Origin of the sequence: Mesorhizobium sp. (assembly GCF_004962245.1) — a bacterium.
Lineage (GTDB): Bacteria > Pseudomonadota > Alphaproteobacteria > Rhizobiales > Rhizobiaceae > Mesorhizobium.
In genome coordinates this window covers 54,320-80,093 of record NZ_SUHQ01000023.1, presented here as the reverse complement: position 1 = coordinate 80,093, position 25,774 = coordinate 54,320, and the positions used below count along the sequence as shown (strand labels likewise).

General features: G+C 63.6%; 26 protein-coding genes. 13 read left to right on the top strand and 13 right to left on the bottom strand.

What is annotated here, in order from left to right; genetic code table 11:
• Positions 1-12 precede the first annotated feature (12 nt).
• Positions 13-621: a pyridoxamine 5'-phosphate oxidase family protein gene (locus tag E5X88_RS23115; RefSeq protein WP_292165434.1), complete on the top strand. Its 609-nt coding sequence runs from the start codon at positions 13-15 to the stop codon at positions 619-621.
• A 19-nt stretch (positions 622-640) separates the two neighbouring features.
• Here E5X88_RS23115 and E5X88_RS23110 read toward each other — a convergent pair whose 3' ends face one another.
• The 3 genes from E5X88_RS23110 to ftsE form a co-directional block, all read right to left on the bottom strand.
• Complete coding sequence (locus E5X88_RS23110) at positions 641-1,366, bottom strand: YdcF family protein (RefSeq protein ID WP_292165432.1); 726 nt, start codon at positions 1,364-1,366, stop codon at positions 641-643.
• A 77-nt stretch (positions 1,367-1,443) separates the two neighbouring features.
• Positions 1,444-2,433 (bottom strand): ABC transporter permease, encoded by a 990-nt coding sequence (locus tag E5X88_RS23105; RefSeq protein ID WP_292165431.1) that lies wholly within the window; start codon positions 2,431-2,433, stop codon positions 1,444-1,446.
• Positions 2,426-3,085, bottom strand: a complete 660-nt coding sequence (gene ftsE, locus E5X88_RS23100; protein WP_010911739.1) for a cell division ATP-binding protein FtsE — start codon at positions 3,083-3,085, stop codon at positions 2,426-2,428. Before ftsE ends, E5X88_RS23105 begins: the two co-directional genes overlap by 8 nt.
• Before the next feature lie 236 nt (positions 3,086-3,321).
• Here ftsE and E5X88_RS23095 point away from each other — a divergent pair, with 236 nt between their 5' ends.
• From E5X88_RS23095 to E5X88_RS23085, 3 genes are all read left to right on the top strand, one after another.
• Complete coding sequence (locus E5X88_RS23095) at positions 3,322-3,921, top strand: hypothetical protein (protein ID WP_292165430.1); 600 nt, start codon at positions 3,322-3,324, stop codon at positions 3,919-3,921.
• A 25-nt stretch (positions 3,922-3,946) separates the two neighbouring features.
• Complete coding sequence (gene hpt / locus E5X88_RS23090) at positions 3,947-4,489, top strand: hypoxanthine phosphoribosyltransferase (RefSeq protein WP_292165429.1); 543 nt, start codon at positions 3,947-3,949, stop codon at positions 4,487-4,489.
• A 160-nt stretch (positions 4,490-4,649) separates the two neighbouring features.
• Positions 4,650-5,021: a response regulator gene (locus E5X88_RS23085; RefSeq protein WP_292165427.1), complete on the top strand. Its 372-nt coding sequence runs from the start codon at positions 4,650-4,652 to the stop codon at positions 5,019-5,021.
• 17 nt (positions 5,022-5,038) lie between these two features.
• Here E5X88_RS23085 and E5X88_RS23080 read toward each other — a convergent pair whose 3' ends face one another.
• Entirely contained in the window at positions 5,039-5,989 is a 951-nt protein-coding gene (locus E5X88_RS23080; RefSeq protein ID WP_292165518.1) for a DMT family transporter, read from the bottom strand.
• A 220-nt stretch (positions 5,990-6,209) separates the two neighbouring features.
• On the opposite strand from E5X88_RS23080, the gene E5X88_RS23075 reads away from it, so the two are divergent.
• Complete coding sequence (locus tag E5X88_RS23075) at positions 6,210-7,067, top strand: LysR substrate-binding domain-containing protein (RefSeq protein WP_292165425.1); 858 nt, start codon at positions 6,210-6,212, stop codon at positions 7,065-7,067.
• 83 nt (positions 7,068-7,150) lie between these two features.
• Here E5X88_RS23075 and E5X88_RS23070 read toward each other — a convergent pair whose 3' ends face one another.
• Together E5X88_RS23070 and E5X88_RS23065 are read right to left on the bottom strand one after the other, a co-directional pair.
• On the bottom strand, positions 7,151-9,802 hold the full coding sequence (locus E5X88_RS23070; protein WP_292165423.1) for a TIGR02302 family protein: 2,652 nt from the start codon (positions 9,800-9,802) through the stop codon (positions 7,151-7,153).
• A gap of 114 nt (positions 9,803-9,916) precedes the next feature.
• Positions 9,917-10,879 (bottom strand): threonine/serine dehydratase, encoded by a 963-nt coding sequence (locus E5X88_RS23065; protein ID WP_292165421.1) that lies wholly within the window; start codon positions 10,877-10,879, stop codon positions 9,917-9,919.
• A gap of 50 nt (positions 10,880-10,929) precedes the next feature.
• Between E5X88_RS23065 and E5X88_RS23060 the strand changes: the two genes are divergently transcribed.
• Positions 10,930-11,232, top strand: coding sequence for a metalloregulator ArsR/SmtB family transcription factor (locus E5X88_RS23060; RefSeq protein ID WP_292165419.1), 303 nt, complete (start codon positions 10,930-10,932; stop codon positions 11,230-11,232).
• A gap of 94 nt (positions 11,233-11,326) precedes the next feature.
• On the opposite strand, the gene lysA is transcribed toward E5X88_RS23060, so the two are convergent.
• The 3 genes from lysA to argH all read right to left on the bottom strand — a co-directional run bounded on the left by lysA (position 11,327) and on the right by argH (position 14,323).
• Entirely contained in the window at positions 11,327-12,595 is a 1,269-nt protein-coding gene (lysA, locus tag E5X88_RS23055; RefSeq protein WP_292165417.1) for a diaminopimelate decarboxylase, read from the bottom strand.
• 52 nt (positions 12,596-12,647) lie between these two features.
• Complete coding sequence (locus E5X88_RS23050) at positions 12,648-12,854, bottom strand: hypothetical protein (protein WP_292165415.1); 207 nt, start codon at positions 12,852-12,854, stop codon at positions 12,648-12,650.
• Between the two features lie 68 nt (positions 12,855-12,922).
• Positions 12,923-14,323, bottom strand: a complete 1,401-nt coding sequence (gene argH, locus E5X88_RS23045) for an argininosuccinate lyase (protein WP_292165413.1) — start codon at positions 14,321-14,323, stop codon at positions 12,923-12,925.
• Between the two features lie 35 nt (positions 14,324-14,358).
• Between argH and E5X88_RS23040 the strand changes: the two genes are divergently transcribed.
• The 5 genes from E5X88_RS23040 to E5X88_RS23020 all read left to right on the top strand — a co-directional run bounded on the left by E5X88_RS23040 (position 14,359) and on the right by E5X88_RS23020 (position 19,470).
• Complete coding sequence (locus tag E5X88_RS23040) at positions 14,359-15,045, top strand: TlpA disulfide reductase family protein (RefSeq protein ID WP_292165412.1); 687 nt, start codon at positions 14,359-14,361, stop codon at positions 15,043-15,045.
• Positions 15,046-15,258: 213 nt separating this feature from the next.
• On the top strand, positions 15,259-16,569 hold the full coding sequence (gene ugpB, locus E5X88_RS23035) for a sn-glycerol-3-phosphate ABC transporter substrate-binding protein UgpB (protein ID WP_292165411.1): 1,311 nt from the start codon (positions 15,259-15,261) through the stop codon (positions 16,567-16,569).
• A gap of 84 nt (positions 16,570-16,653) precedes the next feature.
• Entirely contained in the window at positions 16,654-17,538 is an 885-nt protein-coding gene (ugpA, locus tag E5X88_RS23030) for a sn-glycerol-3-phosphate ABC transporter permease UgpA (protein ID WP_292165516.1), read from the top strand.
• A gap of 8 nt (positions 17,539-17,546) precedes the next feature.
• A complete protein-coding gene (gene ugpE, locus E5X88_RS23025) occupies positions 17,547-18,395 on the top strand; it encodes a sn-glycerol-3-phosphate ABC transporter permease UgpE (protein ID WP_292165410.1) in 849 nt (282 codons plus the stop codon).
• A 7-nt stretch (positions 18,396-18,402) separates the two neighbouring features.
• The gene (locus tag E5X88_RS23020) at positions 18,403-19,470 is read left to right on the top strand and encodes a sn-glycerol-3-phosphate import ATP-binding protein UgpC (protein ID WP_292165409.1); all 1,068 of its coding nucleotides are present in this window, start codon (positions 18,403-18,405) and stop codon (positions 19,468-19,470) included.
• A 48-nt stretch (positions 19,471-19,518) separates the two neighbouring features.
• On the opposite strand, the gene E5X88_RS23015 is transcribed toward E5X88_RS23020, so the two are convergent.
• The 3 genes from E5X88_RS23015 to E5X88_RS23005 all read right to left on the bottom strand — a co-directional run bounded on the left by E5X88_RS23015 (position 19,519) and on the right by E5X88_RS23005 (position 23,356).
• A complete protein-coding gene (locus tag E5X88_RS23015; protein ID WP_292165407.1) occupies positions 19,519-20,601 on the bottom strand; it encodes an ABC transporter ATP-binding protein in 1,083 nt (360 codons plus the stop codon).
• Positions 20,598-22,172, bottom strand: coding sequence for an iron ABC transporter permease (locus E5X88_RS23010; protein ID WP_292165405.1), 1,575 nt, complete (start codon positions 22,170-22,172; stop codon positions 20,598-20,600). The genes E5X88_RS23015 and E5X88_RS23010 overlap by 4 nt, the downstream gene beginning before the upstream one ends.
• Before the next feature lie 176 nt (positions 22,173-22,348).
• On the bottom strand, positions 22,349-23,356 hold the full coding sequence (locus E5X88_RS23005; protein ID WP_292165403.1) for an iron ABC transporter substrate-binding protein: 1,008 nt from the start codon (positions 23,354-23,356) through the stop codon (positions 22,349-22,351).
• Positions 23,357-23,562: 206 nt separating this feature from the next.
• Here E5X88_RS23005 and E5X88_RS23000 point away from each other — a divergent pair, with 206 nt between their 5' ends.
• Both E5X88_RS23000 and E5X88_RS22995 read left to right on the top strand, forming a co-directional pair.
• Complete coding sequence (locus E5X88_RS23000) at positions 23,563-24,114, top strand: sigma-70 family RNA polymerase sigma factor (protein WP_292165401.1); 552 nt, start codon at positions 23,563-23,565, stop codon at positions 24,112-24,114.
• Position 24,115: 1 nt separating this feature from the next.
• Positions 24,116-24,754 carry an NrsF family protein gene (locus E5X88_RS22995; RefSeq protein WP_292165399.1) on the top strand — a complete coding sequence of 213 codons (639 nt, stop codon included), beginning with the start codon at positions 24,116-24,118 and terminating at the stop codon, positions 24,752-24,754.
• A gap of 44 nt (positions 24,755-24,798) precedes the next feature.
• On the opposite strand, the gene E5X88_RS22990 is transcribed toward E5X88_RS22995, so the two are convergent.
• Positions 24,799-25,677: a 3-hydroxybutyryl-CoA dehydrogenase gene (locus tag E5X88_RS22990; RefSeq protein WP_145720080.1), complete on the bottom strand. Its 879-nt coding sequence runs from the start codon at positions 25,675-25,677 to the stop codon at positions 24,799-24,801.
• Positions 25,678-25,774 lie beyond the last annotated feature (97 nt).

Sequence of the window (25,774 nt, the reverse complement as noted above, 5' to 3'; positions counted from 1 at the left end):
AGGAGCCTTCCCATGAATGCTCACGCCTTCACCAGCGATGTCGCCTTCACCCCAACCGTCAAGGCGATCCAGTCCCGTAAGGGCTCACGCGAGGCCTATGCCCGTGTCGAGGCGCGCGGCGGCTGGCAAGCTGACATCACGCCCGATCTCGCCGCCTTCATCGAGGCGCAGACCAGCATCTTCCTGTCGACGGCCAATGGTGACGGCCAGCCCTACATCCAGCATCGCGGCGGGCCGGCCGGCTTTCTCAAGGTGCTCGACGATCGGACCATCGGATTCACGGATTTCGCCGGCAACAGGCAATTCATCACCCAGGGCAATCTCGACGATAACCCCCGCGCTTTTCTGTTCCTGATCGACTATGCCCACCGGCAGCGCATCAAGATCTGGGGCAGCGCGCGTGTCGTCGAGGACGACCCTGAACTGATGGCGAAGCTGATGCCGGAAGGCTACAAGGCGCGCCCCGAGCAAATCATCCTGTTCACGGTTTCGGCCTGGGATTCCAATTGCCCGCAGCACATTCCACAACGTTTCGAAGCCGCCGATGTGGCGGCGGCGCTGGCCGAACGGGATAAGCGTATCGAATGGCTCGAACGGGAGATCGCGCGCCTGCGTGGATGAGGCACGATGCGCAGACTGCTCAGTCTTCGGCTGTCGAAATTTCTGCGAGCGCGATGCCGGTTGGCGTTGGCTTCACCGGCACGATGCCGCGCGCCAGCGCCAGCAGATATTTGTTGTATTCAGTGAACAGGACGCGCAGCGCCCTGGGCTTGGTCAGCCAGCCGCCATTGCCAAGATTGCTGTTGACCACCGGATAGGGCTCGAGCTTGGCCTTGTGTAGCAGCCGGCCCATCTCCAGCAGGCTGCGCGGCATGTGATAGTTGTTGGTGACGAGGATCACGGTGCCATAGGCGTGGTCCTCCACCCATTTGGCGCTTTCCTCGGCGTTGCCGATCGTGTCGAGCGCGGCGCGATCGATGTCGACGCAGCAGGAAAACAATCTTTTGTCGCCGCGGGTCGCGACCTGAAGCTGGCGGCGGCTGGCGGAAGGATGCACGCCGCTGATCAGCAGCCGCTCGCCCTTGCCGGAGGCAAGCAGGCCCATAGCGGCGTCGAGACGCGAGTGGCCGCCGGTCAGCACGATGATGGCATCGGCCTTTGCCGGATTGGCGGGCGTCGTGAGATGGCTGACGGTGTTGGCGAACCAGCCGAAACCGCCGGCAAACAGCGTTGCAAGCACGAGGAGAAAGAGAGCGGAGATGCGCAATGCGCCAACCAATCGGCTGGACTTGGTGCGCTCGCGGGAACGCGTAATCACCAAGGGCAACTGTCCAGCCGTTCCGGTCGAGTCGCGCGCGTCCATCATCTTATCGTTAACCCCGAAATGCGGCGTTTAGTAGGTGAAAAAGCACACATTACGTTACGCTAATTCTCTATCCGTGATCACCCCGCGTCCGGTTGGCGGACATCGATGTCGCTGAGATAGGTGACGACGGTGACATGGGAGGTCGCCGCCGTCAGAACACCGATGACCAGCACCATCAGGGCAACGCCGAGATAGCCTGCCGAACCGATGGCGAAATTGCCGAACAGGGCGGTCGCCTGATCGGCCTGCGGCGTCGCCATATTGCGTGATGACCACCATGAAAAGACGATGAAGACGAACACCGCCGCCGCACCTCCGGCGGCTGCGCCCTTCATGCCGGTGACCAGAAAATGCTGGCGGAATTCGCGCGCGATGAAGCGCGCTTCGGCGCCGACGAAATGCAGCACCTCGATGATGTGGCCGTTTCCGGCCATGGCGCCGCGCGTTGCGAACACCACGGTCAGCACCGTTGCCGACAGCATCAGCGCCAGCACGGCGACGCCAATGGTCACCGTGGTACGGGCCATAGCCACCAGCCGGTCGACCCAGGTGCGATGGTCATCAAGAGCTGCGCTTGGCAGTTTCGGCGTGATCGCGGCGCGCATCGCCGCGAAGTCGGGCGGGTTATTCTCGTCTATGGTGACGATGACCAGACGCGGCACCGGCAGGTCGTCGATGTTGAGACCCGAACCCAGCCAAGGCTCCAAAAGCCGCGCCGTGGCGTCACGGTCGACGATCCGGGTAGCCTTCACGCCGGGAAATTCGCTGGCGATCTGCGAGGCCTGGGCAAGTGCCGCCTCCATGTCGAGGCCGTCGACCGGCTTGATCTGGATCGTCGCCTCGCGCGAGATCTGGTTCTCCCAGACCGAGGCGGTATCGCGCACCAGCGTCACCGCACCGAAAGTCAGACAGGAGAGGAACGTCATGATGGCGATGACCAGGACCAGTGCCCGGCCGGCGATGTTCTGCGCCGGCACGATCGGTGCCATCTTGCGCTGAACGCGCTGCGTCGTCCGAGCCCGCTCGGCGTGTTGGTCTTCGACGTGGTCAACGGAAAGGTCAGTCATAGATATCCAGCCTTCCGCCAGCCAGGATCATACGTCGCGCGTCGACCTGTTCCATCAGGCCGAGATCGTGCGTTGCGATCACCACCGCGGTGCCCAGCCGGTTGAGTTCGATGAACAGCCGCAACAGGCGCCGCGCCAGCGGCGGATCGACATTGCCGGTCGGCTCGTCGGCAAGCAGGATCTCGGGTTGCTCGATCAGCGCCCTGGCGATCGCGGCGCGCTGCTTCTCACCACCCGACAGCACTGGCGGCAGCACATGCATGCGCTCGCCGAGGCCGACCCATTTCAGCAACTCGGTCACATCGGTGCGGTAGCTCGCCTCCTCGCGCCCGCGCACGCGCAGCGGCAAGGCCACATTCTCATAGGTCGTCATGTGGTCGAGCAGGCGAAAGTCCTGGAACACCACGCCGATGCGCCGCCTCAGATGCGGCAGCTCCGTGCGCGAGATGCGCGAGCGGTCCTTGCCGAAGATGGTGATCAGCCCGCGCGTCGGTTTAAGCGACATGAACAAAAGCCGCAGCAGCGTCGTCTTGCCGGCGCCCGAAGGGCCGCTCAGGAACTGGAAGGAGCGCTCCGGTATGTGCAAGGAGATGTCGCGGAGGATTTCCGGACCCATGCCATAGCGGAGGCCGACATTTTCGAAGCGGATCACGTTCGACGACCTGAAACTTGTGGTGGCGACGAGCCAGCCTTCTCTGAGAAAAGACCATCGGCCGGCATGGTTAACCGGCGGTTAACTCTGAGGTTTTTTGGGCGCGTCACAAGGGCTCCGGAGGGGAAGCGTTAACCATTTCCGTTTACGCAAAAGAAACGAAGAGCGAACAGGTGCTGTAGTGCTGGGGCCGTATGGCTGAGGATCGAACCGCGCGCCCGATTTCCGGCGAAATCATGACCGATGCGGCTGCCGCACCGGAACGCATCATGCGCGGCCCAGCCGATGACATTGTCGATGCCGACTATCAGGTGCTGCCGCGCTTCGCCGCCGGCATAGACCCTTCACCGCCGCTTTCGCGCGTGATTGCCACGCCATCCATCGAAGGCATGGACATGCTGCGCAAACCTGAAGCCGCGATGGAACGGTCGCGAGCATCGCGCGGCGGGCCGATCTTCTGGATCGCCGGCCTCAGTGCCGTGTTTGCAGCCTTCTGGGTTTCGGGCGGGCACGCGCTGGTGCGCCAGGCGCCGTTTCTTCTCGCTGCACCGGAAACGGGCGATGCATTCAGCATCTCAGGCGTCACGTCGCGTGTCGATGCGTCCGGACTTAGGCCCGTCCTGTTCGTCGACGGCGAAGCCGCGAATGACGGCGCTGGCCCGTCGCCACCGCCGCCGCTGGAGATCCGGGTCACCGGCAAGGATGGGCGCATCACCCGCTACACGCTGGCAACCTCCAGCCGTTCGCTGGCGCCCGGTGAAAGATTTGGCTTTTCCAGCCGGCTCGAGGTGCCTAGAAACGGAGTGAGGGCCGTTTCGGTCGCTTTCGCCAACTAGGCGAATATTTTTGGAAAGGCTGCCAATGCCAGTCGTGCGCGGCAAGGATATCGAGGTTCTGTTTTCGGCGTCGGCGATTGCCCGCCGCAATCTGGAGCTCGCCAAGGAGATCGCCGGGCACGACTATCAGGACCTTCTGGTGATTTCGGTGCTGAAAGGATCGTTCATCTTCGCCGCCGATCTCATCCGCGCCATGCACGATGTCGGCCTGTCGCCCGAGGTCGAGTTCATCTTCATTTCCAGTTATGGCGCCGGCACCACCAGCGGCGAGGTGAGGGTGCTGCGCGACATCGACAATGAGGTCGCCGGCCGCGACGTGCTGTTGATCGACGACATTCTCGAATCCGGCAAGACGCTGTCCTTCACCCGCGACCTGATGCTGTCGCGCGGCGCCAAAAGCTGCGCCATTGCCGTGCTGCTCGACAAGCGCATGCGCCGCCAGACCGCGCTCAATGCCAACTATGTCGGCTTCGACTGCCCCGACTATTTCGTCGTCGGCTACGGCATGGATGTCGCCCACGCCTTTCGCGAACTGCCCTTTGTCGGCATCGTCAAGGGCGACGCCTAAAGCGCGCCGCGTCTGATTCATGCGACGCGCTCTAAGCCCTTGTTTTTAAGCATGTCGTTGCCGCAACCGCTGCGCACTTTTGGGCGACATACATTAGATTTTGTCTCAGGCGTCGTTTGCGGTTCAGGAAAAGTCAACTTTTCCCCGCCAAACATTGCCTATGGCAAAGCTCCTGATCGTCGAGGACGATGAGTCCGTCCGCACCCTCGCCGCCCGCGCGCTCGAACGCGCCGGGCATATGATCGACATCGCCGCCGACGGCGCGCAAGGGCTTGCCCTGATCCGCGCGGCGCGAGGCGGCTACGACCTTGTCGTCTCCGATATCCGCATGCCGGAAATGGACGGCATCGAGATGGCCAAGGCGGCGGCGTCCCTTTTCCCGGCGATGAAGATCTTGCTGATGACCGGCTATGCCGACCAGCGCGAGCGCGCCGAGGAATTGAACGGCGTCATTGTGGACGTCGTGCAGAAGCCGTTCACGCTGGCCGAAATCCGCGTGCGCGTCGAACAGGCGCTCGCCTGTTTCGCTTGAAGAAAGGCTAATTGCGCTCAGGCTGGATCGCAGGTCGCCGCGATTGCCGGCTGACTGCTCCGGCGCCGATTGGCGTTGAGCGCGAACAGGCCGGCGCCGATGATGAGGGCCGCGCCGATGACGGTGGTCGATCGCGGCACTTCGGCAAAGAACAGGAAGCCCCACAGCGGCGACCAGATGATGCCGGTGTATTCGAAGGTGGCGACGCTGTTGGCGGGCGCCAGCCGGTAGGCCTGCGACAGCAGGACCATCCCGGCCGAAGCGACGAAGCCGCAGGCGGCCATCTTCAGGAAATCGATTGGCGTCGGCCAGATCCACGGCCTGACCAGGAACTCCAGGCTCGGATGCGTGGCGTGGCCTATTCCCGCCAGCCAGAACAGCCCGGCGAGCACTGCCGCGCCCAAGAGGTAGACGCCGTTTTGGTAGAACGCCATGACTGTGGATGATTCGGTGTCGCCGATCTTGCGGGCCATCAATTGCGAAAAGCCGTAAAGCACCGCCGAGGCCAGCGACAGCAGCGCCGCCCAGTCGAACAGCCCGGCACCGGGCCGCAGCATCACCAGCACGCCGAGCATCCCGACCATGACGGTGACCAGCGTCTGCCACGCCACCCGTTCGCCGAGATAAGGACCGGCAAGCGCCATGATGAACAGCGGTGCCATGAAATAGAGCGCCACCGCGTCGGCAAGCGGCAGGGCGGCGATCGCCAGATAGTAGACCGTATAGGAGGTGAACAGGATGAAGGCGCGCATCGTCAGCATGCGAAATCGCTTCGAGAAGATCGCCCTGAGCCCGACATCGGCATGAACGAGCACGAGAAGAATAGGCAGGGCGACGATGGAGCGGATCGCCATCACCTCGGTCACCGGATAGGTGCCTGATACGGCCTTGATCAGCGGATCCTGGAGCGAGAACACCAGAACGCCGAGGCAAAGGCTTGCCATGCCGAGGACGATCCGGTTCTGCATGTCGTTCAACGGGCTCCCTGCGTGTGCGGCGTGAGTCTGCGTTCGGGCAAAAAGAACCCGCCACCGTTTCGGGCAGCGGGTACGAGTGAGGACTTTTGATTGGTCCGCGGCCGATTTCGCAGCCGCATATCCAATGGGTGAAGCGACTATTATCCGGCGTTTGACATGTTGCAAACGAATTGGAATGATACCAGCAATCAAATTTTCTTATGGCGGATGCATGAAGCCCACGCTCGACAGCGACCTGCTGCGCACCTTCGTCGCGGTTGCCGACGCCGGCAATTTCACCAAGGCTGCGATGCAGGCCGGCCGGACCCAGTCGGCGGTTTCGATGCAGATGAAAAAGCTCGAAGATGTGGTCGGCGACAGCCTGTTCGAGCGCGGCTCGCGGGGGGTGGTGCTGACGCGCCGCGGCGGCGAACTCATCGTCAACGCCCGCCGGATCGTCGCGCTGCTGGACGAGACGGCGGCATCGATGGTCGCGGCGCCGCTTGGCGGGCCGGTGCGCATCGGCATCCCGGAGGAATACGGCCATGCGATCCTGTCGCGCGCGCTCGGTGCCTTTGCCAAGCGCCACCCTCAGGTCGACATCACCGTCCGCTACGCGCATTCCGGTGCGCAGATCGCGGCGCTCGCCGCCGACGCGCTCGACCTGGCGGTAGTGTTCGAATGGCAGGATCTCTCCGGTGGTGAGGTGCTGATGCATGACCCCACCGTATGGGTGACGTCGGAGCTGCATCACATGCATGAGGAGCGCCCAGTGCCGATCGCGCTCTACAATCGTGCCGGCTGGTGCAAGGATTTCGCGATCAAGTCACTAGAACAGCGCGGCCTCGCCTATCGCGTCGCCTATACCAGCGATACCAATGGCGGCCTGCGGCTCGCCGTCACCTCCGGGCTGGCAATCGCGCCGATCTCGCGCAGCAACATCCCGGTCGGCTGCCGCGAACTTACGGCTGCCGACGGGTTCGGCGACATCGATTCCTCGAACGTGGTGCTGCGCCGCAATCCGAACGCTTCCGGCGAGGCCATCGACGGCATGGAAGAAGCGATCCGCGAGGCGTTCATCAACCGGTAGAGCATATCGCCAAGATTGCAGCCCGGCGATAGTGGCCACCTCGGTCCGTGCATGGCGATCTTCCGACGGTAAAAGCGGCGGCTTTACTTCAGCTCCAGCAGCCGTTCCAGATAGCTGCGTTCGATTTCGGGGCTGAGCGCGTTGCCGAGCCGCTTGCGGATCGCATCGAGTATCTGGCGGGCGCGCTGCACGTCGATCTCGTCCGGGACCTTCACCGAACTTCCATCATCGGGGCCTTCGCTGGCGCGCGGCCGGCCGAGCGGATCGCGGTCGGCGTTCTGCTGGCGGCCGCCTTGCTCGCTGCCGCCCTCGTCGCCCTGCATGGCCTGCAACTGCTTCATCATGTCCTTGGCGCCCTTGCGCAACGCCTCCAGCGCGCGGCCCTGGTGACCGACGGCCTGGTCGCCGTCGCCCTCGCCAAGCGCCTGTTCGGCATTGCCCATGGATTTACCGGCGTCGCCAAATCCTTCATTGGGCTCGAGACCCATGCCTTCGAGACCTTTCCTCAGTTGGTCGAGGTCGCCTTGCAGCTTGCCCTGACCTTCCTGCAACTGCTTCAGCGCGTCGGCGAATTCCTGCGGCGTCATCGGCTTCGGCCGGCCGAGGGGATCGCGGTCTTCACCCGGGCCGGGCTGGCCCTGTTCGCCCATTTGGCCTTGCTCACCGTTCTCGCCGAACTGCTCGTCGCGGTTCTCTCCGCGCTGGCGCTGGCCGCGCTGCAACTGATCCATGCGGAAGGTTTCGTTCATCATCTCCTGCTGGCGACGCATGATCTCGCCGAGCTTGTCCATCTGCTGGCGCATCTCGCTGTTCTGCTGGCCGCCCTGCTGCTGACGTCCGGCCTGCAGATTGTTCATCATGTCCTGCAGTTGCGAGAGCAATTGCTGCGCGCTGTCGCGATCGCCGGATTTCGCCAGATTCTCGATCTGGTCCATCATGCGTTCGATGTCGCTCTGGCGCAGTTCCTGGCCGTTCTGCTGCATCTGCGGCGCGTTCGGATTCTGCTGCGCACGCTGGGCGAATTCCTGCAGGAACTGGTTCATCGCCTCGCGCAGTTCCTTCATCGCCTTGTCGATTTCCTCGTCGCTGGCGCCGTTTTTTATCGCGTCCTGCAGCGCCTGCTGCGCCTGGCGCAGCCGCCTCTCGGCCGCCGAAAGATTGCCTTCCTCGATGCCGAGCGCGATCTCCCACAGATAGGCAACCTCGTCGCGCAACTGGTCGTCGTTGTCGGCCATCTTCAACCGGCTGCGGGCGCTCATGATAGCGAGGTAGTGCGCCATGTTGTCGAAGGTGTCTTCGGGCCTGAGCGTGATCGCGTCCATCAGGTCGAGCACGCGGCTCTTGGTGTTGGTGTCGAGCGCCAGCATGCGGCGCTGCTCGATCACGGCCCTCGCCAGCGGGTTGGAGAAAGGCCGCTCCGGCATCACCAGGGTCTTGGTTTCGCTGGTTGCCGCATGTCCGGCATCGTCGGTGGCGACAAGCGCGAGCTTGATGTTGCCGCCCGCCCAGACATGCTCGGTCAGGTCCTTCGTGGTCTTGGCTGCATTCCCCTTGGCGCCGCGGCGCGGCAGCGACAGCGGCATTTCGGGCGGGCCATAGAGCGGATGCGCATTCGGCGCCGGTGGGTCGGCCAACGCGAAATCCGCCTTGGCGGTGGCCGCGCCATAGTCGTCTTCGATCTGATAGTTGAGTTCGAATGTGCCGTTGGCAGCGCGTTTCGGCTCGCCGACGAAGCGGATCTGCGGCGGCTTGTCCGGGATCACCGCGAAAGCCCATTGACCGAGTTCGTCATCGCCCGATTTCAGCGTCAGCGTGCCGTTGGCCGTCAGCTTTCCGGTGAACTGGCGTACTGTGGAGGGCGTCGCCGGGGTTGCCGCCGCCTTGGTCGTGTCGGCCTGTTGCCCGGTCGGCTCGATGGTGCGGGCGTTGCCGCCGGCGTCGGCGTAGCTCAGCGTTTCCTCGCCCGAACCGCCGGTGACGCGCAGCGAGACATCGCTGCCTTCCGGAACGGTGAAGGCGGACGCCGCCTGATTGCCATTGTTGGCGAGGGCCGGGCTGGCGGCGACCGGGTTGGCGACGGCTGGGGCGGTGAGGAAGACCGGCGGCCTGCCGGTGTAAGCCGGCGGCGTCACCCAGGCGTCGATGCGCGGCGGCACGGCGTCACGCGCCGCGTGGGCACTGAACCCGTCTGCGATGCGGCCGCCCGACGGTCCGAAGGAGAAGGCAAAGGCGGTGACCAACAGAAGCGCCGCCACCGCGCGCAGCCCCCACGGATCGCGCTCTGGAACCCGCGTGCGCGGCAGGTCGCCACCGAGGTTGCCGAGTTTTTCGGCCATGCGTTTCTGGTGCTCGCGCCACAGCGCTTGCGAAAAAATGCTTTCCCGGCCGCTCGGCCGGTCGGTCTGCACCAGCACCGGGCTGTGCAGCAATTGGTTGGCCGCCTCGATGCGCCGGTCGATCTCGGCGCTGGACGGCACCCGGAAGAAGCTCAGGGGATAGAGCGCGGCAAGGGCTGCGATGCCGAACACTGCCAGGAGGCCGATGCGCGCCGTATCGGGCAGCAGAAGGAAGAGGCCAAGCCACGAGACGCTGAGGAACAGGCTGGCAACAATGACCAGCGGAAGCAGCAACGGCCAGCCACGCTCGACCGTCATCGAGACCCGCGTTGCCAACCGGCTCAGGGCAAGGCGCCCGGCCAGGCTGCGATCGCTGGTGAAGGTGGGTCGTTCCGTCATCGGCCCTTCCTGCTCGGGCGGGATAGCCCGAACCTCACGACTCGAAACATACCAGCAAACACGGCGAAGGCGAGGCGGTTCCCGAAAACGTGAACAGGACTGCCCTCGTTATCGTCAGAATTTAGCCGGATTGGCGTTTGCACCGCAGACCAGCACGGCGACACGCTCGCCCGCAGCCGGCGCGTAGCGGCCGGACAGGATTGCCGCGAAGGCCGCGGCGCCGCCCGGCTCGGAGATGATTCGCACCCGGTCCCAAAGCGCCGCCTGTGCGGCGATGATCTCGTCGTCGCTGACCAGTATGGAACGCTCGACGAAGGCCTCGGCGATTGGAAACATCATTTCGCCGACGCGCTTTGGCGCCAGCGAATCGGCGGCGATGCCTTCGGCCGGCGCATCGACGGGCCGGCCAGCCTCAAAGGCGCGATAAAGCGTCGGTGCGCCCTCGGGCTCGACGGCGATGATCCTGATGCGGCCGGCAAACCAGGCGGCGATGCCGCCGATCAGGCCGCCGCCACCAACGGCGACCAGCAGCGTGTCGAGCTCAGGCAGATCGGCCTCGATCTCGAGGCCAAGCGTGCCTTGCCCGACCAGCGTCTCCTCCTGGTTGAAGGCGTGGATCTGCAGCGCGCCGGACTTTTCGGCAAAGTCTTCGCTGGCAGCCAGCGCCTCGGCATAGCGCGCGCCGCCAACGACCAGTTCGGCGCCGTAGCCGCGGATGCGTTCCAGCTTGGCCGGCGGGCTCACTTCGGGAACGAAGATGGTTGCCTTGTGACCAAGCCGCATGGCGGCATAGGCGACTGCAGCACCATGATTGCCGCCCGATGCCGCGACGACGCCAGCCTTGGGAACCGGCCGTTCGAGAAGATTGGTGAAAGCGCCGCGCGCTTTGAACGAGCCGGAATGCTGCAGGCATTCGAGCTTCAGGTCAACGCTAAGAGGCGGGCGGCCGAAATCGGCCATGTCGACACGCAGCACCGGAGTGTGGCGCACGAATGGCCGGATGCGCGGTTCCATCGAAGCGATGCGTTCGCGTGTGATCATGATGCGTTCGCGTGTGATCATATTGCCGTTCAGCATGTCCTGCTCCCAAGGGTTGACATCACTTAGTAACTTAGCAAAATGGCTAAATGCAAGAGGTCAATGTCTTCAAGGCGATCGCCAACGAGCGCAGGCTGCAAATCCTCGATTGGCTGAGGGACCCGCGCGCGCATTTTCCGCCGCAGGTGGATGGCGATCTGGTCGAGGACGGCGTCTGCGCGCTGTTGATCGCGGAAAAGCTCGGGATCACCCAGGCAACGCTCAGCGAGCATATGCGGGTGCTCACCCAGGCGGGCCTTTTGCGCAGCAAGCGCATCAAGCAGTGGACGTTCTATCGCCGCGACGAGGACAGGATTGCCGAGACCAGAGCGCTTGTTCAGCACCGGCTGTAGCGCTGCAGGCGCTCTATTCTTGTTTGACTATGATCTTTTCCGAAAACCGGTTCCCACTTTTCGCTGACGCGGACCTTTGGTTCGGGATCATGGTCTATTCCAGCCAGTCGGGCAGCGAATCCAGTCCGATCAGCTCGTCATAGGTCTGGCGCGGGCGCACGACATGGAAACGGTCGCCGTCGACCAGCACTTCGGGCACCAGCGGCCTGGTGTTGTAGGTACCGGCCTGCACCGCGCCATAGGCGCCGGCGGTGGCGACAGCGATCAGGTCGCCGGCCTTCAGCCGCGGCAGGTCGCGGTCGAGGCCGAGATAGTCGCCGGTCTCGCAGACCGGACCGACGACGTCGACCGTCATGCGCGGCGCCGCGGCCGGCTGCTGCACCACCGGCTTGATGTCATGGAAGGCGTCGTAGAGCGTCGGCCGGATCAGATCGTTCATCGCGGCGTCGACGACCAGGAAATTCCTGGCATCGCCCTCCTTCACGAAGATCACTTGCGAGACGAGGATGCCGGCATTGCCGACGATCAGCCGGCCCGGCTCGAACATCACCTTCAATCCAAGCTTGGTGACGTGCTTCCTGACGATCTGGGCATAAGCGTCCGGCAGGGGAGGCGGGCTGTTGTCGACGCGGTAGGGAATGCCGAGGCCGCCGCCAAGATCGACATGCTCGATGGCGTGCCCGTCGGCACGCAGCGCGCCGACCAGCTCCGCCAGCAGCGCGAAGGCGTCGTCGAAGGGCTGCAACTCGGTGATCTGGCTGCCGATATGGGTGTCGATGCCGGTGACCTTGATGCCGGGCAGTTGTGCTGCGCGGGCATAGACCTGGCGCGCCTTCTGCCAGGGAATGCCGAACTTGTTCTCGGCCTTGCCGGTGGAGATTTTCTTGTGGGTCCTGGCATCCACATCCGGGTTGATGCGCAGCGAGATCGATGCCATCTTGCCCAGTGCCACGGCTCGGGCCGACAGCATTTCCAGTTCCGGCTCGGATTCGACATTGAAACAGAGAATGCCGGCCGAGAGCGCAAAATCCATTTCGCGCGCGGTCTTGCCGACGCCCGAAAACAGGATTTTGTTGGCCGGAATGCCGGCGGCCAGCGCGCGGCGCAATTCGCCTTCGGAGACCACGTCAGCGCCGGCACCGAGCTTGGCCAGGATCTTTAGCACCGCCTGGTTGGAATTCGCCTTCATGGCGTAGCAGACCAGCGCGTCGAGCCCGGCAAAGGCCTGCGCAAACACGCGGAAATGCCTGGTCAGCGTCGCCGTCGAATAACAATAGAACGGCGTGCCGACGCTTGTGGCGATATCTGATATCGCCACGTCCTCGGCATGCAGTACGCCGTCGCGGTAATCGAAATGGTTCACAAGAGTGGTTCCGGAAGTTGGAGCACGATGAGATCGGGTGATCTCATCGGCTCTAGATCAGCGGATCGAGAACGAACTTCTTGTCCTCGACCGGTTTTTCCGGCTCCGGCGGCACGGGCTGCTTGGCCTTCGCGGCGTCCTTGCGTGCCTGCACGGCCGCCTCATAGGGCGTGTCGAGCCCGGACTTCCTGCCGCAGGCTGTAACGGCCGCCATCGCCGCCAGCAGCGTCAGTGTCACCAAAATCCTGCTTCCGGTCATCCGTGCCATCCGTCCGAAACTTTTGCCTGCCGCTTCTAGCCGAGTTTTGCTGGCATTGCACCCTGGCATCACGCCTTGGCGATGTGCTTTTTCCAGTACCGGATCTGCTTCCTCACTTCCGACGGCGCTGTGCCGCCGAAGCTCGTGCGGCTCTTCACCGAATTCTGTACGGCAAGCACGGAAAACACGTCCGCCGTGATGCCGGGGTGAATGGACTGCAAACCTTCCAGCGGCAGCCTGTCCAGCCCGATCTTCTTCTCTTCGGCCAGCGCCACCGCGCGGCCGGTGACATGGTGCGCCTCGCGGAAAGGCAGGCCGAGCGCGCGCACCAGCCAGTCGGCAAGGTCGGTCGCGGTCGAATAGCCGGCGCCGGAGGCCTTCTTCATGGCGGCGGCGTTCACCGTCATGTCGCGCACCATGCCGGTCATCGCCGCCAGCATCAGGTCGAGCGTCTCGGCGGCGTCGAACACGGACTCCTTGTCCTCCTGCATGTCCTTGCCGTAGGTCAGCGGCATACCCTTCATCACCGTCAGCAGGCCGACCAGATGGCCGGTGACGCGGCCGGTCTTGCCGCGTACCAGTTCAGCCGCGTCGGGGTTCTTCTTCTGCGGCATGATCGAGGAGCCGGTGGAGAATGAGTCCGACAGCCTGACGAAGCCGAATTGCGGCGTCGACCAGATGATGATCTCTTCGGCCAGCCGCGACAGATGCGTCGCGCAGATCGCCGCCAGGCCTAAAAACTCCAGCGCGAAATCGCGGTCCGAAACGCTGTCCAGGGAGTTGCGCATCGGCTCGCGGAAGCCGAGTGCCTTGGCCGTCTGGTGCCGGTCGATCGGGAAGCTGGTGCCGGCAAGGGCGGCAGCACCGAGCGGGCTTTCGTCCATCCGCTCGATGGCGTCGCGAACGCGCGACAGGTCGCGCGAAAACATCTCGACATAGGCCATGCAGTGGTGGCCGAAGGTCACCGGCTGCGCCGCCTGCATGTGAGTGAAGCCCGGCATCACCGTTGCCGCATGCTCCTCGGCGCGTTCCAGGAACGCTGTGATCAGGCCCTTCAGCGCCTCGGCGACGCGAAAGCACTCGTCCTTGACCCACAGCCTGAGATCGACCGCCACCTGGTCGTTGCGCGAGCGGGCAGTGTGCAGGCGGCCGGCGGCCGGACCGATCAGTTCGGCAAGGCGAGCCTCGACATTCATGTGGATGTCTTCCAGCCGGGTCGAGAATTCGAACGTGCCGGCCTCGATCTCTGCCAGGATCGTGTTCAGCCCGTGAGCGATTTTTTCTTGATCGGCCGTCGAAATAATGCCCGTTTGCGCCAGCATCTCGCTGTGGGCGATCGAGCCTCTGATGTCCTGCGCGTAGAGTTTGCGGTCGAACGAGATCGACGCGTTGATCGCTTCCATGATCGCGGCCGGACCCGAGGCAAAACGTCCGCCCCACATCTGGTTGCTGGCCTTCTTGTCGCTCATCGCTATAACCCGTGCTCCGGAGCAGTATTCAGAAAATGGCAGACGGCAATCGATTTTTCCCGGCCCCGCGCCTCATCCTCGCCGCCTTGGTGGCGGGCGTGCTTGCCGGCGCGGTCGCGGTATATGTCAGCGAGAGCGGTTCTGGCAACATCGCACCCGCGCCAGTCGCGGTTGGCGACAGCAAGGACGATGCCGCCTGCGCCGCCAAGGCCGATCGCGCCAAGACGGTCGCGGCGGCCGCCACCGGCCAGGTTGCCGCGCTGTTGCCGGCCGATCCGCCGCAATCGCTGAAAGGCCTTGCCTTCAACGACCCTGACGGCAAGCCGATGACGATCGCCGACCATGCCGGCAAGACTGTGCTGCTCAATCTGTGGGCGACATGGTGCGCGCCCTGCCGCGCCGAAATGCCGGCGCTCGATGCGCTGCAGAAAGAAATGGGCAGCGACGCGTTCGAGGTCGTCGCGGTCAACGTCGATGCCGGCGACGACACCAAGCCGAAGAAGTTCCTTGAGGAAACCGGCGTCGAAGCGCTCGGCTACTATCGCGATTCGACGATGACGCTGTTCAATGATCTCAAGACGCGCGGCCTGGCGCTCGGCCTGCCGGTGACCATGCTGATCGACGGCGAAGGCTGCCTGATCGCCCATATGAACGGCCCGGCCGAATGGTCTGGACCGGACGCCAAGCGACTGGTCGAGACGGCGCTCGGCGGGGCGGACTGAGCGCTGGCGATTGTGCCGGTCTCCGTTGCCATTGTCGAATGGTAAGCCGGCTTGGCAATTCCTTTCCATCGGCTCCCATTCGGAGGCGTGCACCACTTTAAGTGGAGATCAAGTTCTTCGATCTGCAACAAAACCGTTGTCCAATTGTCACGAGCGGCACATATTGCCTTTGCGAGAGTGCCCCTTTCGCCAACGACAAACGGGAGATGAAACATGAAGTTCTTCGGCTTCGCGGCCGGTGTTGCCGCCACCTTGACCCTGCTTTCCACAACCTCCGCCTTTGCAGTCACGCAGATCAGCTGGTGGCACGCCATGACCGGCGCCAACGCCGAGGTTGTGGACAAGATCTCCAAGGATTTCAACGCCAGCCAGAGCGATTATGAGCTCGTTCCGGTGTTCAAGGGCACCTATCCGGAGACGCTGAATGCGGGCATCGCTGCCTTCCGTGCCGGACAGGCGCCCGATATCCTGCAGGTGTTCGACGTCGGTACCGGCGTGATGATGGCGGCCGAGGGTGCGATCAAGCCAGTGGCCGATGTGATGACGGGTGCTGGCATGACCTTCGACAAGAGCCAATACCTGCCCGGCATCGTCGGTTATTATTCGAAGCCGGACGGCACCATGCTGTCCTTCCCGTACAACTCTTCCTCGCCGATCCTCTACTACAACAAGGACATCTTCCAGAAGGCAGGGCTCGATGTAGACAACCCGCCCAAGACCTGGAACGAGGTGTGGGAAGCTGCCAAGAAGATCAAGGCGAGCGGCGCCGCTTCTTGCGGTTATACCTCTACCTGGCTGACCTGGATCCATCTGGAGAATTTCGCGGCATGGAATGATGTGTCGTGGGCCACCCAGCAGAACGGTCTGGCTGGCGGTGATGTCGAACTCAAGATCAACGCACCGATTTTCGTCAACCACTTCCAGGCGCTCGCAGACCTCGCCAAGGACGGTACCTTCAAATATGGCGGCCGCACCTCCGAGGCCAAGCAGATCTTCCTTGCCGGCGAATGCGGCATCTTCACCGAATCGTCGGGTGGCCTCGGCGACATCGTCAAGTCCGGCATGAACTATGGCATCGGCCAGCTTCCCTATGATACCGACGCCAAGGGCGCACCGCAGAACACCACGCCGGGCGGTGCCAGCCTGTGGGTGTTTGGCAACAAGTCGGATGAGCAATACAAGGGCGTCGCGGCCTTCTTCGCCTATCTGTCCAAGACCGACGTGCAAGAATATCTGCACCAGAAGTCGGGATACCTGCCGGTGACGCTCGCCGCGTATGAGGCGACCAAGAAATCCGGCTTTTATGACAAGAACCCCGGCCGCGAGACACCCATCCTGCAGATGACGGGCAAGGCGCCGACCGACAACTCGAAGGGCGTACGCCTGCCGAATCTGCCGCAGGTGCGCGATATCCAGAACGAGGAACTCGAAAAGATGCTGGCCGGCCAGCAAACCGCTCAGCAGGCGCTTGACAATGCGGTCACGCGCGGCAACGCCGCGATCAAGGAAGCGCTGGAGAACTGACGGGGATTATCTCGGTTAGTGTCGGTTTGAATATCGCCCACGCAAGCTCGCGTGGGCGATTCCTGAGATAGCGAGGAAATCAGCCTGTCTCCACGCGTCGTCTTTCCCAACAAGATCCTGCCTTACCTGCTGGTGGCGCCACAACTCGCCATAACACTGGTTTTCTTCTACTGGCCGGCCGGCCAGGCGCTTTACCAGTCGATGCTCAGGCAAGACCCGTTCGGGCTGAGGACCAAGTTCGTCTGGTTCGCCAACTTCCGGAAGGTGCTGGCTGATCCGGCCTACCTCAATTCGATCAAGGTCACCGTGGTGTTCTCGCTTGCGACTGCGATCGTCGCCATGGGCGTGGCGCTGCTGCTTGCGGTCATGGCCGAGAAGGCGATGCGCGGCAAAGGCCTCTACCGCACACTGTTGATATGGCCTTATGCCGTGGCGCCGGCGATTGCCGGCATGCTGTGGCTGTTTCTGTTCAATCCTTCGATCGGCTCGTTGGCCTATTTGCTGAGAAGCCTCGGCATCGCATGGGACCCGCTGCTCAACGGCACCCACGCCATGATCCTGCTGGTGTCGGCGGCTGCCTGGAAGCAGATCAGCTACAATTTCCTGTTCTTCGTCGCCGGCCTGCAGGCGGTGCCGAAAACGCTGATCGAGGCGGCGGCCATGGATGGCGCCGGCGAGACCAAGCGCTTCTGGACCATCGTCTTCCCGCTGCTGGCGCCGACGACCTTTTTCCTGCTGGTCGTCAACACCGTCTATGCCCTGTTCGACACGTTCGGCATCGTTCATGCCGTCACCGGCGGCGGGCCGGGCAAGACGACCGAGACGCTGGTCTACAAGGTCTACAATGACGGCTTCGTCAATCTGATCCTGGGCGATTCGGCGGCGCAGTCGGTCATCCTGATGGTCATCGTCATTGCGCTCACGGCTATCCAGTTCCGCTACGTGGAACGCAAAGTCCACTACGGTTGAGGGCAGCGATGATCGGCCAGTCCCCACTCCGCACCTTCATCGCCCATGCCGTGCTCATCCTTGGCATATTGATCGTGGCTTTTCCGATCTACTACACGTTCGTTGCCTCGACACACACGCTGCAAACGATCCTCAGGCCGCCGCTGCCGCTCTTGCCCGGCGGCCAGCTCTGGAACAATTACAGCGAGGCGCTGTTCGGCGGCATTGGTCGCATCGGCGGCGTCAGTGTCGGCAGACTGCTCCTCAACACCACGATCATGGCGCTCGGCGTTGCGGTGGGAAAGATCTTCATCTCGATCCTCTCGGCCTACGCGATCGTGTTCTTCCGCTTTCCCCTGCGCATGACCTTCTTCTGGCTGATCTTCATCACCTTAATGCTTCCCGTGGAGGTGCGCATCCTGCCGACCTACAAGGTGATGGTCGATCTCGGCATGATCGACACCTATGCCGGCCTGATCGTCCCGCTGATCGCCTCGGCCACCGCGACGCTGCTGTTCCGCCAGTTCTTCATGACCATACCGGGCGAATTGGTCGAGGCGGCGCGTGTCGACGGTGCCGGGCCATGGCGCTTCTTCTTCGATATCCTCTTGCCACTGTCGCGCACCAACATCGCGGCGCTGTTCGTGATCCTCTTCATCTATGGCTGGACGCAGTATCTTTGGCCGCTGCTCGTCACCAACAGCAACGATATGAACACCATCGTCATCGCGCTGAGAAAGATGGTTTCCTTCGCCGATGCCGACACCGAATGGCACCTGGTCATGGTCACAGCGATGCTGGCGATCGTGCCGCCGATCCTGGTGGTCGTGCTGATGCAACGCTGGTTCGTGCGCGGCCTGGTCGAATCCGAAAAGTGAGAAGCCGATGGCGACCGTCGATCTGAAGGACGTGAAGAAGGTCTATCCCAGCGGCATCGAAGCCGTGAAGGGCGTGTCCATCGCCATTCCCGACAAGGAGCTTTGCGTTCTGGTCGGCCCGTCCGGCTGCGGCAAGTCCACCCTTCTCAGAATGATCGCCGGATTGGAGACCATTTCTGCCGGTACGGTCGCCATCGACGGCAAGGTGGTCAACGCCATCGGCCCGACCGAGCGCGACATCGCCATGGTGTTCCAGAACTACGCGCTTTACCCGCATATGAAGGTCTACGACAACATGGCCTATGGCCTGCGCAATCGCGGCACGCCGAAGGACGAGATCGACAGCAGGGTGCGCTCGACAGCCAAGGTGCTGGAACTCTCGGCGCTGCTCGACCGGCGCCCGCGCGAGCTTTCCGGCGGCCAGCGCCAGCGTGTCGCCATGGGCCGCGCCATCGTGCGCAATCCGAAAGTCTTCCTGTTCGACGAGCCGCTCAGCAATCTCGATGCCAAACTGCGCGGCCAGATGCGGGTCGAGATCAAGAATTTGCAGCGCAAACTTGGCGTTACCTCGGTCTATGTCACCCACGACCAGCTCGAGGCGATGACGCTGGCCGACATCCTTGTTGTCATGAACGCCGGACTGGTCGAGCAAACGGGCGCGCCGCTCGACATCTACGAGAAGCCGGCCTCGACCTTCGTCGCTTCCTTCATCGGCGCGCCGCCGATGAATCTTCTGGCGCTGACCGGAAGTTCCTCAGGCCCGATACTGGCCGACGGCACGGCGATCGACTTCGCGGCTCCCGAAACACAAGCCGCGACACTGGGTTTTCGCCCGGAAGATGCCGACGTCACCTTCAATGCGGAGGCGCTGCCCGGTGCGCTCGTCCTGCCGGCGACAGTCGAGGCGGTCGAACCGGTCGGTGCCGAAAGCTTTCTTCACTGCGCGGCAGGCGGCAGCCGTATCGTCGTGCGCGTCTCTGGTCGCGCCAACGCCAAGCCCGGCGACCAGTTGCGCGTCGTGGCCAAGGCCGAAAAGCTGCATTGGTTCGATCAGGCTGGTAAGCGGGTCGATTGAAGCCAGCCTATTGTCCTGATCAGCGAGCGGCGAGAGACACAAGAGCGTTCAGGCAAACACATGCGCCTTGCCGGAAACGGTCAGCCGCACGATCTCGCCGACCACCGGTGTGTCCATGCCCGGCTTGCGCAGGATCAGTGGCGTGTTGCCGATCGCGGCTGCGTCCGGCGGATCGGGACTGTTCAAGAGCCGCACCGCGATGGTGCACATCGAGCCGGCGAATTCGGACTCCGTCACCTCGCCGAACAGCATGTCCGGCGTCCCCGACATGCCTTCACGCGACGTCCGTTTCAGCAGCACCTGTTCCGGCCGCAGCATGATGCGGACGATATCGCGCCGCTCGGTGCTGTCGACGGCGATGCGCCCGAGCGGCGAACTGGCGAAGCCGCCTGATATCTTGGCCGGCAGGATGATGGCGTCGCCGAGGAATTCGGCGACCATCCTGTCTTTCGGCTTGAGATAGAGCTCGCGCGGCGTGCCGACCTGCGAGAATTTGCCGTCGCGCATCACTGCGACCTGGCCGGCAAAGGACAGCGCCTCGGCCTGGTCGTGCGTGACCAGGATCGTGGTGATGCCGGCGGTTTCCAGAAGCTCGGCCACCGCCTTGCGCATCGAGGCGCGCAGACCCGTGTCGAGCGCCGAGAACGGCTCGTCGAGCAGCATCAGCCGTGGCTTCATGGCCATGGCGCGGGCCAGCGCCACACGCTGCTGCTGGCCGCCGGAAAGCTCGTGCGGCCGGCGTTTCAGGATCGCCTTGTCCAGCCCGACGATATAGGCGAGCTCGACGATGCGCTCGGTGCGCTTGTCCTCGTCGCGCGCCATGCCGAAGCCGATATTGTCGGCGATGCTCAGATGCGGGAACAGGGCGCCGTCCTGCGCCACCACGCCGATGCCACGCCGATATGCGGGCACGGCGCTGCCGCCATTGGCCAGCACCTCGCCGTCGAGCACGATGCGGCCCTGATCCGGCGCCTCGAAGCCGGCGATCAGGCGCAGCAAGGTCGTCTTGCCACAGCCGGACGGCCCGACGATCGCGGTGCGGCTGCCGCTGGCCACGCTGAGGTCGACCCCGTCCAGTGCGGCCACCGGGCCGTAATGCTTGTGCACATCGGTGAGTTCGAGGAAGCTCATCGCCCGGCCATCCGCTTCGACTGGACATACAGCAGCCAGGTCAGGGGCAGCGACATCGCCACCATGATCAGGGCGTAAGGTGCGGCGGATGCATAATCGATCTCGCCGCTGTGGGACCAGAACGCCATCGCCAGCGTGCGGGTGCCGTTGGGCGCAAGCATTTGCGTGGCGGTCAGTTCGTTCATGATGCCGAGCGCCACCAGCGCCATGCCCGCCGCGGCACCCGGCGCCGACAGGCGGATCGTCGTCGACCACAGCGCGTTGAGCGGTGATCGGCCGAGGCTGGCGGCGGCGCGTTCGAGTTCGACCGGCGCCTGCGCGATCGACGCCCGCAGGCTGATCAGGGCGCGTGGCAGGAACATCAGCGCATAGGCAATCAGAATCGTGAACAGCGTCTGGTAGAGCGGCAAGGCGACGCGCACGGTGATGGTGACCAGCGCCAGCGCCACGACGACGCCGGGCAGCGAGCCGGCGATGTAGTTGCAACCTTCCAGAAGGCGCTGCAGCGGTCCCGGCGCGCGGATCGATATCCAGGCCATCGGCATGGCGGCGACGGTGGCGAGCAGGGCGCCGGCGAGCGCCAGGAACAGGGTCTGGCCGAGCGCCAGGCCGATCTCGGCGAACCGCCAGACATCGACACCGCCGGCGACAAGCCAGCGGCTGATGGTGACGAATGGCACGCCAAGCGCCAGCAACGTGGTGACGACTGGAAGCAGCAGGCATGGGATCGTGGCGCGGCCGAGCCTTGTGCGTTGCTGCTGGCGCGCCGCGCCCGAGCCGACGCGGGCATAGCGCTCCTCGCCGCGCACGAGCACTTCGATCCCGAGCAGCACGAAGCAGCATGTCACCAGCACGGCGGCCAGCATGTTGGCGGCCGGTCCGTTGAAGGTCGATTGGAACTGGTCGACGATCGCCGTGGTGAAGGTGTCGAAGCGGATGAACACGTAGAGGCCGTACTCGGCCAGGAGATGCAGGCCGATCAGCAGCGAACCGCCGCAGATGGCGAGCCTGAGTTGCGGCAGAACCACCCGCAGGAAAACGCGCCACGGTCCGAGGCCGAGGGCTGCAGCGGCGTCTTCGAGAGCGGGATCGAGCCGGCGCAAAGCTGCCGCCACCGGCAGATAGAGGAACGGGAAATAGGCGATGACGGAAATCAGAACGCCGGCCCCCAGGCCGTGCAGTCCCGGCACCAGGCTGATCCAGGCGTAGCTGTGCACGAAGGCGGGGATGGCGAGCGGCGCCACCGACAGCCAGGCCCACAGGCGGGCACCGGGGAGATTGCTGCGTTCGGTGAGCCAGGCCAGCGCCACCGAGAGCACGATGCAGGTCGGTACTGCCAGCACCACCAGAAGGAGCGTGTTGGTCAGCAACTCGCCGACACGCGGCCGGAAGACCAGTGCCGATACCGTTTCCCAGCCGGTCTGCACGGCAATCCAGATGATGAAGGCAAGCGGCAGCAGGGAAAAAAGCGAGATGAGGATGGCAGCGAGCGAAATCCACGAGACCGAGCGCCGGCCCAAGGCCGTCGCCGATGGCAAGCCCGAACGTGCAAGGTCGGCCGCAGACTGCATCGGCTCAGGCGCCACGCCGCTGCCGCTTGGTGGCGGAAACGATCGAAGGGCCGCAAACACGGCCAATAACGCAGCTTGTCGTCATGGACGAATGCCACCTCGAAAAACAGAGCGCTCCTGCGGAAAGCGAATTCCCGCAGGAGCGCAGTCGGTTGCCCTTTTAGGACGAACGTGGACTAAAGCAAGCCGGCTGCCGTCATCAGATCGGTCACCTTCTTGGAGTTCAGCGTCGTCGCGTCGACTTTCGGCGCCTGCAGATCGGCCAGCGGCACGAGCGCCGGATTGGACTCCGCGCCCTTGCCGACCGCGTATTCGAAGGAATCACCGGTTTTCAGCACATCCTGCCCACCCTTGCCGGTCACCCATTTCAAGAAGGCCTGGGCTTCCTTCGGGTGCTTGCTGGAAGCCAGCACGCCGCCGCCGGAAACCGAGACGAACGCGCCCGGATCCTGGTTCTTGAAATAGTGGAGCCCGATGTTCTTGCTGTTCTCGCCGGTCTTGGCCTGGTCGCCGTAGTAGTAATAGTGATAGATCACGCCGCCTTCGACTTCGCCGGCATTGACTGCCTTCATCACCGTGCTGTTGCCCTTGTAGGCTGTGAAGTTCTCCTTCATCGCCTTCAGCCAGTCGGCCGTTGCGGCCTCACCCTTGAGCTGCAAAAGCGCGCTGACGATCGCCTGGAAATCGGCGCCGGAGGGCGAAGCGGCCCAGCGTCCCTTCCAGCTCGGATCGGCGAGATCGAGCAGCGACTTGGGCAATTGCTCGGCGGTCAGCTTGGTCTTGTCGTAAACAAAGACGGTGCTGCGCGCGGCGATGCCCACCCATTTGCCGCTGACCGGCTGGTAATCCTGCGGAACCTGCGTCTGCGTGTCGGCGTCGACCGGCGCGAACAGCCCAGCGGACTCGACCAGCACCATGGCGGGTGAGTTTTCCGTCAGGAACACGTCGGCAGGCGAGGCGGCGCCTTCGGCGACGATCTGGTTGGAGAAATCGCTGTCGCCGCCATGGCGAACGGTGACCTTGATGCCGGTTTCCTTGGTGAAACCTTCAACCCAGGCATTGGTCAGGCTCTCGTGCTGGGCGTTGTAGACGACTATGCCGCCGTCCTGGGCCATTGCCGGACCGGCGATCAGGCTGATTGCAAGCGCCGTGGCACCGGCAAGGGCGGAAAGAGCATATTTCATGGACGTCATCCCTCTCGATCTCGATGGTCTTTGGTTTAGCACGGCTGCACCTATCAATACATGATCGTCATAGTCAACATTCGTGAGCTGCTTCAATCGGTCGCCAAGGGGTGCAAACTTTCGTATTCCCGTAGTTTGGCTTGGACATTATTTTGTCGGCCACGTAACAAACCAGCGCCGAGTGCGAATATCGGGAGTGAACTCTTGTGACCGGCAAGGACGAGGCCGAGCTTTCCCGGCTGATGCGGGCCGCGATCGCGGGAGATGAAAGGGCTTACGCCGACTTTCTGCACCGGACGGCTGCTCTCGTTCGCGGCTTCGCCAGGCGCAAGATCGTGCAGGGCGGGGTCGACCCCGAGGATGTCGTGCAGGAAACCTTGCTGGCCATTCATGTGAAACGGCATACCTGGCGCCAAGACCTGGCTGTGTTGCCCTGGATCTACGCCATCGCGCGCTTCAAGCTGATCGACGCCTTCCGGCGGCGTGGGCGGCGCATCGAGATCGAGATCGACGGCATCGCCGAGACCCTCGCCGAACCGGAAGCGGAGACCGTCAGCGAGCGCGACATCAACCGGGCCCTGGACGGCCTGCCGCCTGCGCAGCGTTCCGTGGTGTCGGCCATATCGGTCGAAGGCCGCTCCATCGGCGAGACGGCGGCGAAATTCGGCATCAGCGAGACGGCGGTGCGCGTGTCGCTTCATCGCGGGCTTGCCGCCATTGCCAAGCGGTTCGGGGCCAAACGATTCGGGCAGGAATGACATGAGGACCGACGATCTCATCAAAGCGCTTGACGCCGATGTCCGCAGCAGGGCGATGCCGCTGGGGTTGGCCTGGTGGGTGGCCGCCGGGGCGGCTACCGTGATCGCGGCGGTGGTCTTCTGGCTGGCGATCGGCCCTCGCGCCGACATCGCGACCGCCATGCACACGATGCGTTTCCTCGCCAAATTCGTCTTCACGGCTGTCCTTGCCGTCAGCGCCTTCGCCTTGATCCGCGCCCTGTCGACACCCGGTGCATCGACGAGCAGGGCGGCGACCTGGATGATCGCCGCACCGCTGCTGGTGGTCATTGCGGTGGTTCTGGAACTTCTTTCCGTGCCTGCGGCGGACTGGGGCACGCGACTGGTCGGCAGCAACATAGCTATCTGCCTGACGTTCATTCCGCTAATCGGCATCGGGCCGCTGGCGGTCTTTCTCGCGGTGCTGCGCTATGGCGCACCGACGCGGCCGGTGCTTGCCGGAATGGTGGCGGGTCTGCTCGCCGGCGGGCTGGCAGCAACCTTCTATGCCGCACACTGCTTCGACGACTCGCCGCTTTTCGTCGCCGCCTGGTATACGATCGCGATTGCCATCCTCGCCGCGCTCGGAGCGCTCGGCGGGCGGCTTTTCGTGCGCTGGTAAAGAGTTGGAGCGTGTTTTGCGCGTCCAATTGGACGCGCAATGTTCTAACGCGTCGGAACGGGATGCTCGCCGCGATAATCGTAGAAGCCGCGTCCGGTCTTGCGACCGAGCCAGCCGGCCTCGACATATTTCACCAGCAGCGGGCAGGGGCGGTATTTCGAATCCGACAGGCCGTCATGCAGCACCTGCATGATCGACAGGCAGGTGTCCAGCCCGATGAAATCGGCAAGCTGCAGCGGTCCCATGGGATGGTTGGCGCCGAGCCTCATGGCGGTGTCGATCGCGTCAACCGAGCCGACACCTTCATACAGCGTGTAGATCGCCTCGTTGATCATCGGCAGCAGGATGCGGTTGACGATGAAGGCCGGAAAATCCTCCGAGACCGTGATCGTCTTGTCGAGGTGGTTCACATAGGCCTTTGCCGCTTCGAAGGTCTGGTCCTCGGTGGCGATGCCGCGCACCAGTTCGACCAGCTTCATCACTGGAACCGGATTCATGAAGTGGATGCCGATGAAACGCTCCGGCCTGTCGGTCTGCGCGGCGAGACGCGTGATCGAGATCGACGAGGTGTTCGTCGCCAGGATGGCTTCGGGATTGAGCTGCGGGCATAGCTGGGCGTAGATCTTGCGCTTGACCGTCTCGTCCTCGGTCGCTGCTTCGATCACCAGATCGGCACCTGCGAGATCGGCCATGGTGGGCGCTGCCGAAATGCGCGCCATCGCCTCGTTGCGCAGCTTTTCCTCGAGTTTGCCGGAGCCGACCTGGCGGGCCATGTTGCCGCTGATGGTGGCGATGCCCTTTTCGATGCGGTCGGGTGAGATATCGTAGACCAGCACCTTGTAACCTGAAAGCGCGGAAACATGGGCGATACCGCCGCCCATCTGGCCCGCGCCGATGATGCCGATCGTCTCGATCTTGCTCATTACACCGATCCCGTCAAAAGGCTTTTGCAGCCTGCTTTTTGTGCGGTGCAAACTAAAAGGGCGGGGCGACTTCGTCTACCCCACCCTTCACAATTTA

Coding starts and splice junctions, on each gene's coding strand:
- E5X88_RS23010 (WP_292165405.1), bottom strand. CDS start 22,172: ATGCAGTCTGCGGCCGACCTTGCACGTTCGGGCTTGCCATCGGCGACG.
- E5X88_RS23105 (WP_292165431.1), bottom strand. CDS start 2,433: ATGACTGACCTTTCCGTTGACCACGTCGAAGACCAACACGCCGAGCGG.
- E5X88_RS23040 (WP_292165412.1), top strand. CDS start 14,359: ATGGCAGACGGCAATCGATTTTTCCCGGCCCCGCGCCTCATCCTCGCC.
- E5X88_RS23115 (WP_292165434.1), top strand. CDS start 13: ATGAATGCTCACGCCTTCACCAGCGATGTCGCCTTCACCCCAACCGTC.
- E5X88_RS23085 (WP_292165427.1), top strand. CDS start 4,650: ATGGCAAAGCTCCTGATCGTCGAGGACGATGAGTCCGTCCGCACCCTC.
- E5X88_RS23015 (WP_292165407.1), bottom strand. CDS start 20,601: ATGAGCTTCCTCGAACTCACCGATGTGCACAAGCATTACGGCCCGGTG.
- E5X88_RS23075 (WP_292165425.1), top strand. CDS start 6,210: ATGAAGCCCACGCTCGACAGCGACCTGCTGCGCACCTTCGTCGCGGTT.
- hpt (WP_292165429.1), top strand. CDS start 3,947: ATGCCAGTCGTGCGCGGCAAGGATATCGAGGTTCTGTTTTCGGCGTCG.
- E5X88_RS22995 (WP_292165399.1), top strand. CDS start 24,116: ATGAGGACCGACGATCTCATCAAAGCGCTTGACGCCGATGTCCGCAGC.
- E5X88_RS23060 (WP_292165419.1), top strand. CDS start 10,930: ATGCAAGAGGTCAATGTCTTCAAGGCGATCGCCAACGAGCGCAGGCTG.
- ugpB (WP_292165411.1), top strand. CDS start 15,259: ATGAAGTTCTTCGGCTTCGCGGCCGGTGTTGCCGCCACCTTGACCCTG.
- E5X88_RS23080 (WP_292165518.1), bottom strand. CDS start 5,989: ATGCAGAACCGGATCGTCCTCGGCATGGCAAGCCTTTGCCTCGGCGTT.
- E5X88_RS23020 (WP_292165409.1), top strand. CDS start 18,403: ATGGCGACCGTCGATCTGAAGGACGTGAAGAAGGTCTATCCCAGCGGC.
- E5X88_RS23005 (WP_292165403.1), bottom strand. CDS start 23,356: ATGAAATATGCTCTTTCCGCCCTTGCCGGTGCCACGGCGCTTGCAATC.
- E5X88_RS23110 (WP_292165432.1), bottom strand. CDS start 1,366: ATGATGGACGCGCGCGACTCGACCGGAACGGCTGGACAGTTGCCCTTG.
- E5X88_RS23095 (WP_292165430.1), top strand. CDS start 3,322: ATGACCGATGCGGCTGCCGCACCGGAACGCATCATGCGCGGCCCAGCC.
- argH (WP_292165413.1), bottom strand. CDS start 14,323: ATGAGCGACAAGAAGGCCAGCAACCAGATGTGGGGCGGACGTTTTGCC.
- ugpE (WP_292165410.1), top strand. CDS start 17,547: ATGATCGGCCAGTCCCCACTCCGCACCTTCATCGCCCATGCCGTGCTC.
- E5X88_RS23050 (WP_292165415.1), bottom strand. CDS start 12,854: ATGACCGGAAGCAGGATTTTGGTGACACTGACGCTGCTGGCGGCGATG.
- E5X88_RS23065 (WP_292165421.1), bottom strand. CDS start 10,879: ATGCTGAACGGCAATATGATCACACGCGAACGCATCATGATCACACGC.
- E5X88_RS23070 (WP_292165423.1), bottom strand. CDS start 9,802: ATGACGGAACGACCCACCTTCACCAGCGATCGCAGCCTGGCCGGGCGC.
- E5X88_RS22990 (WP_145720080.1), bottom strand. CDS start 25,677: ATGAGCAAGATCGAGACGATCGGCATCATCGGCGCGGGCCAGATGGGC.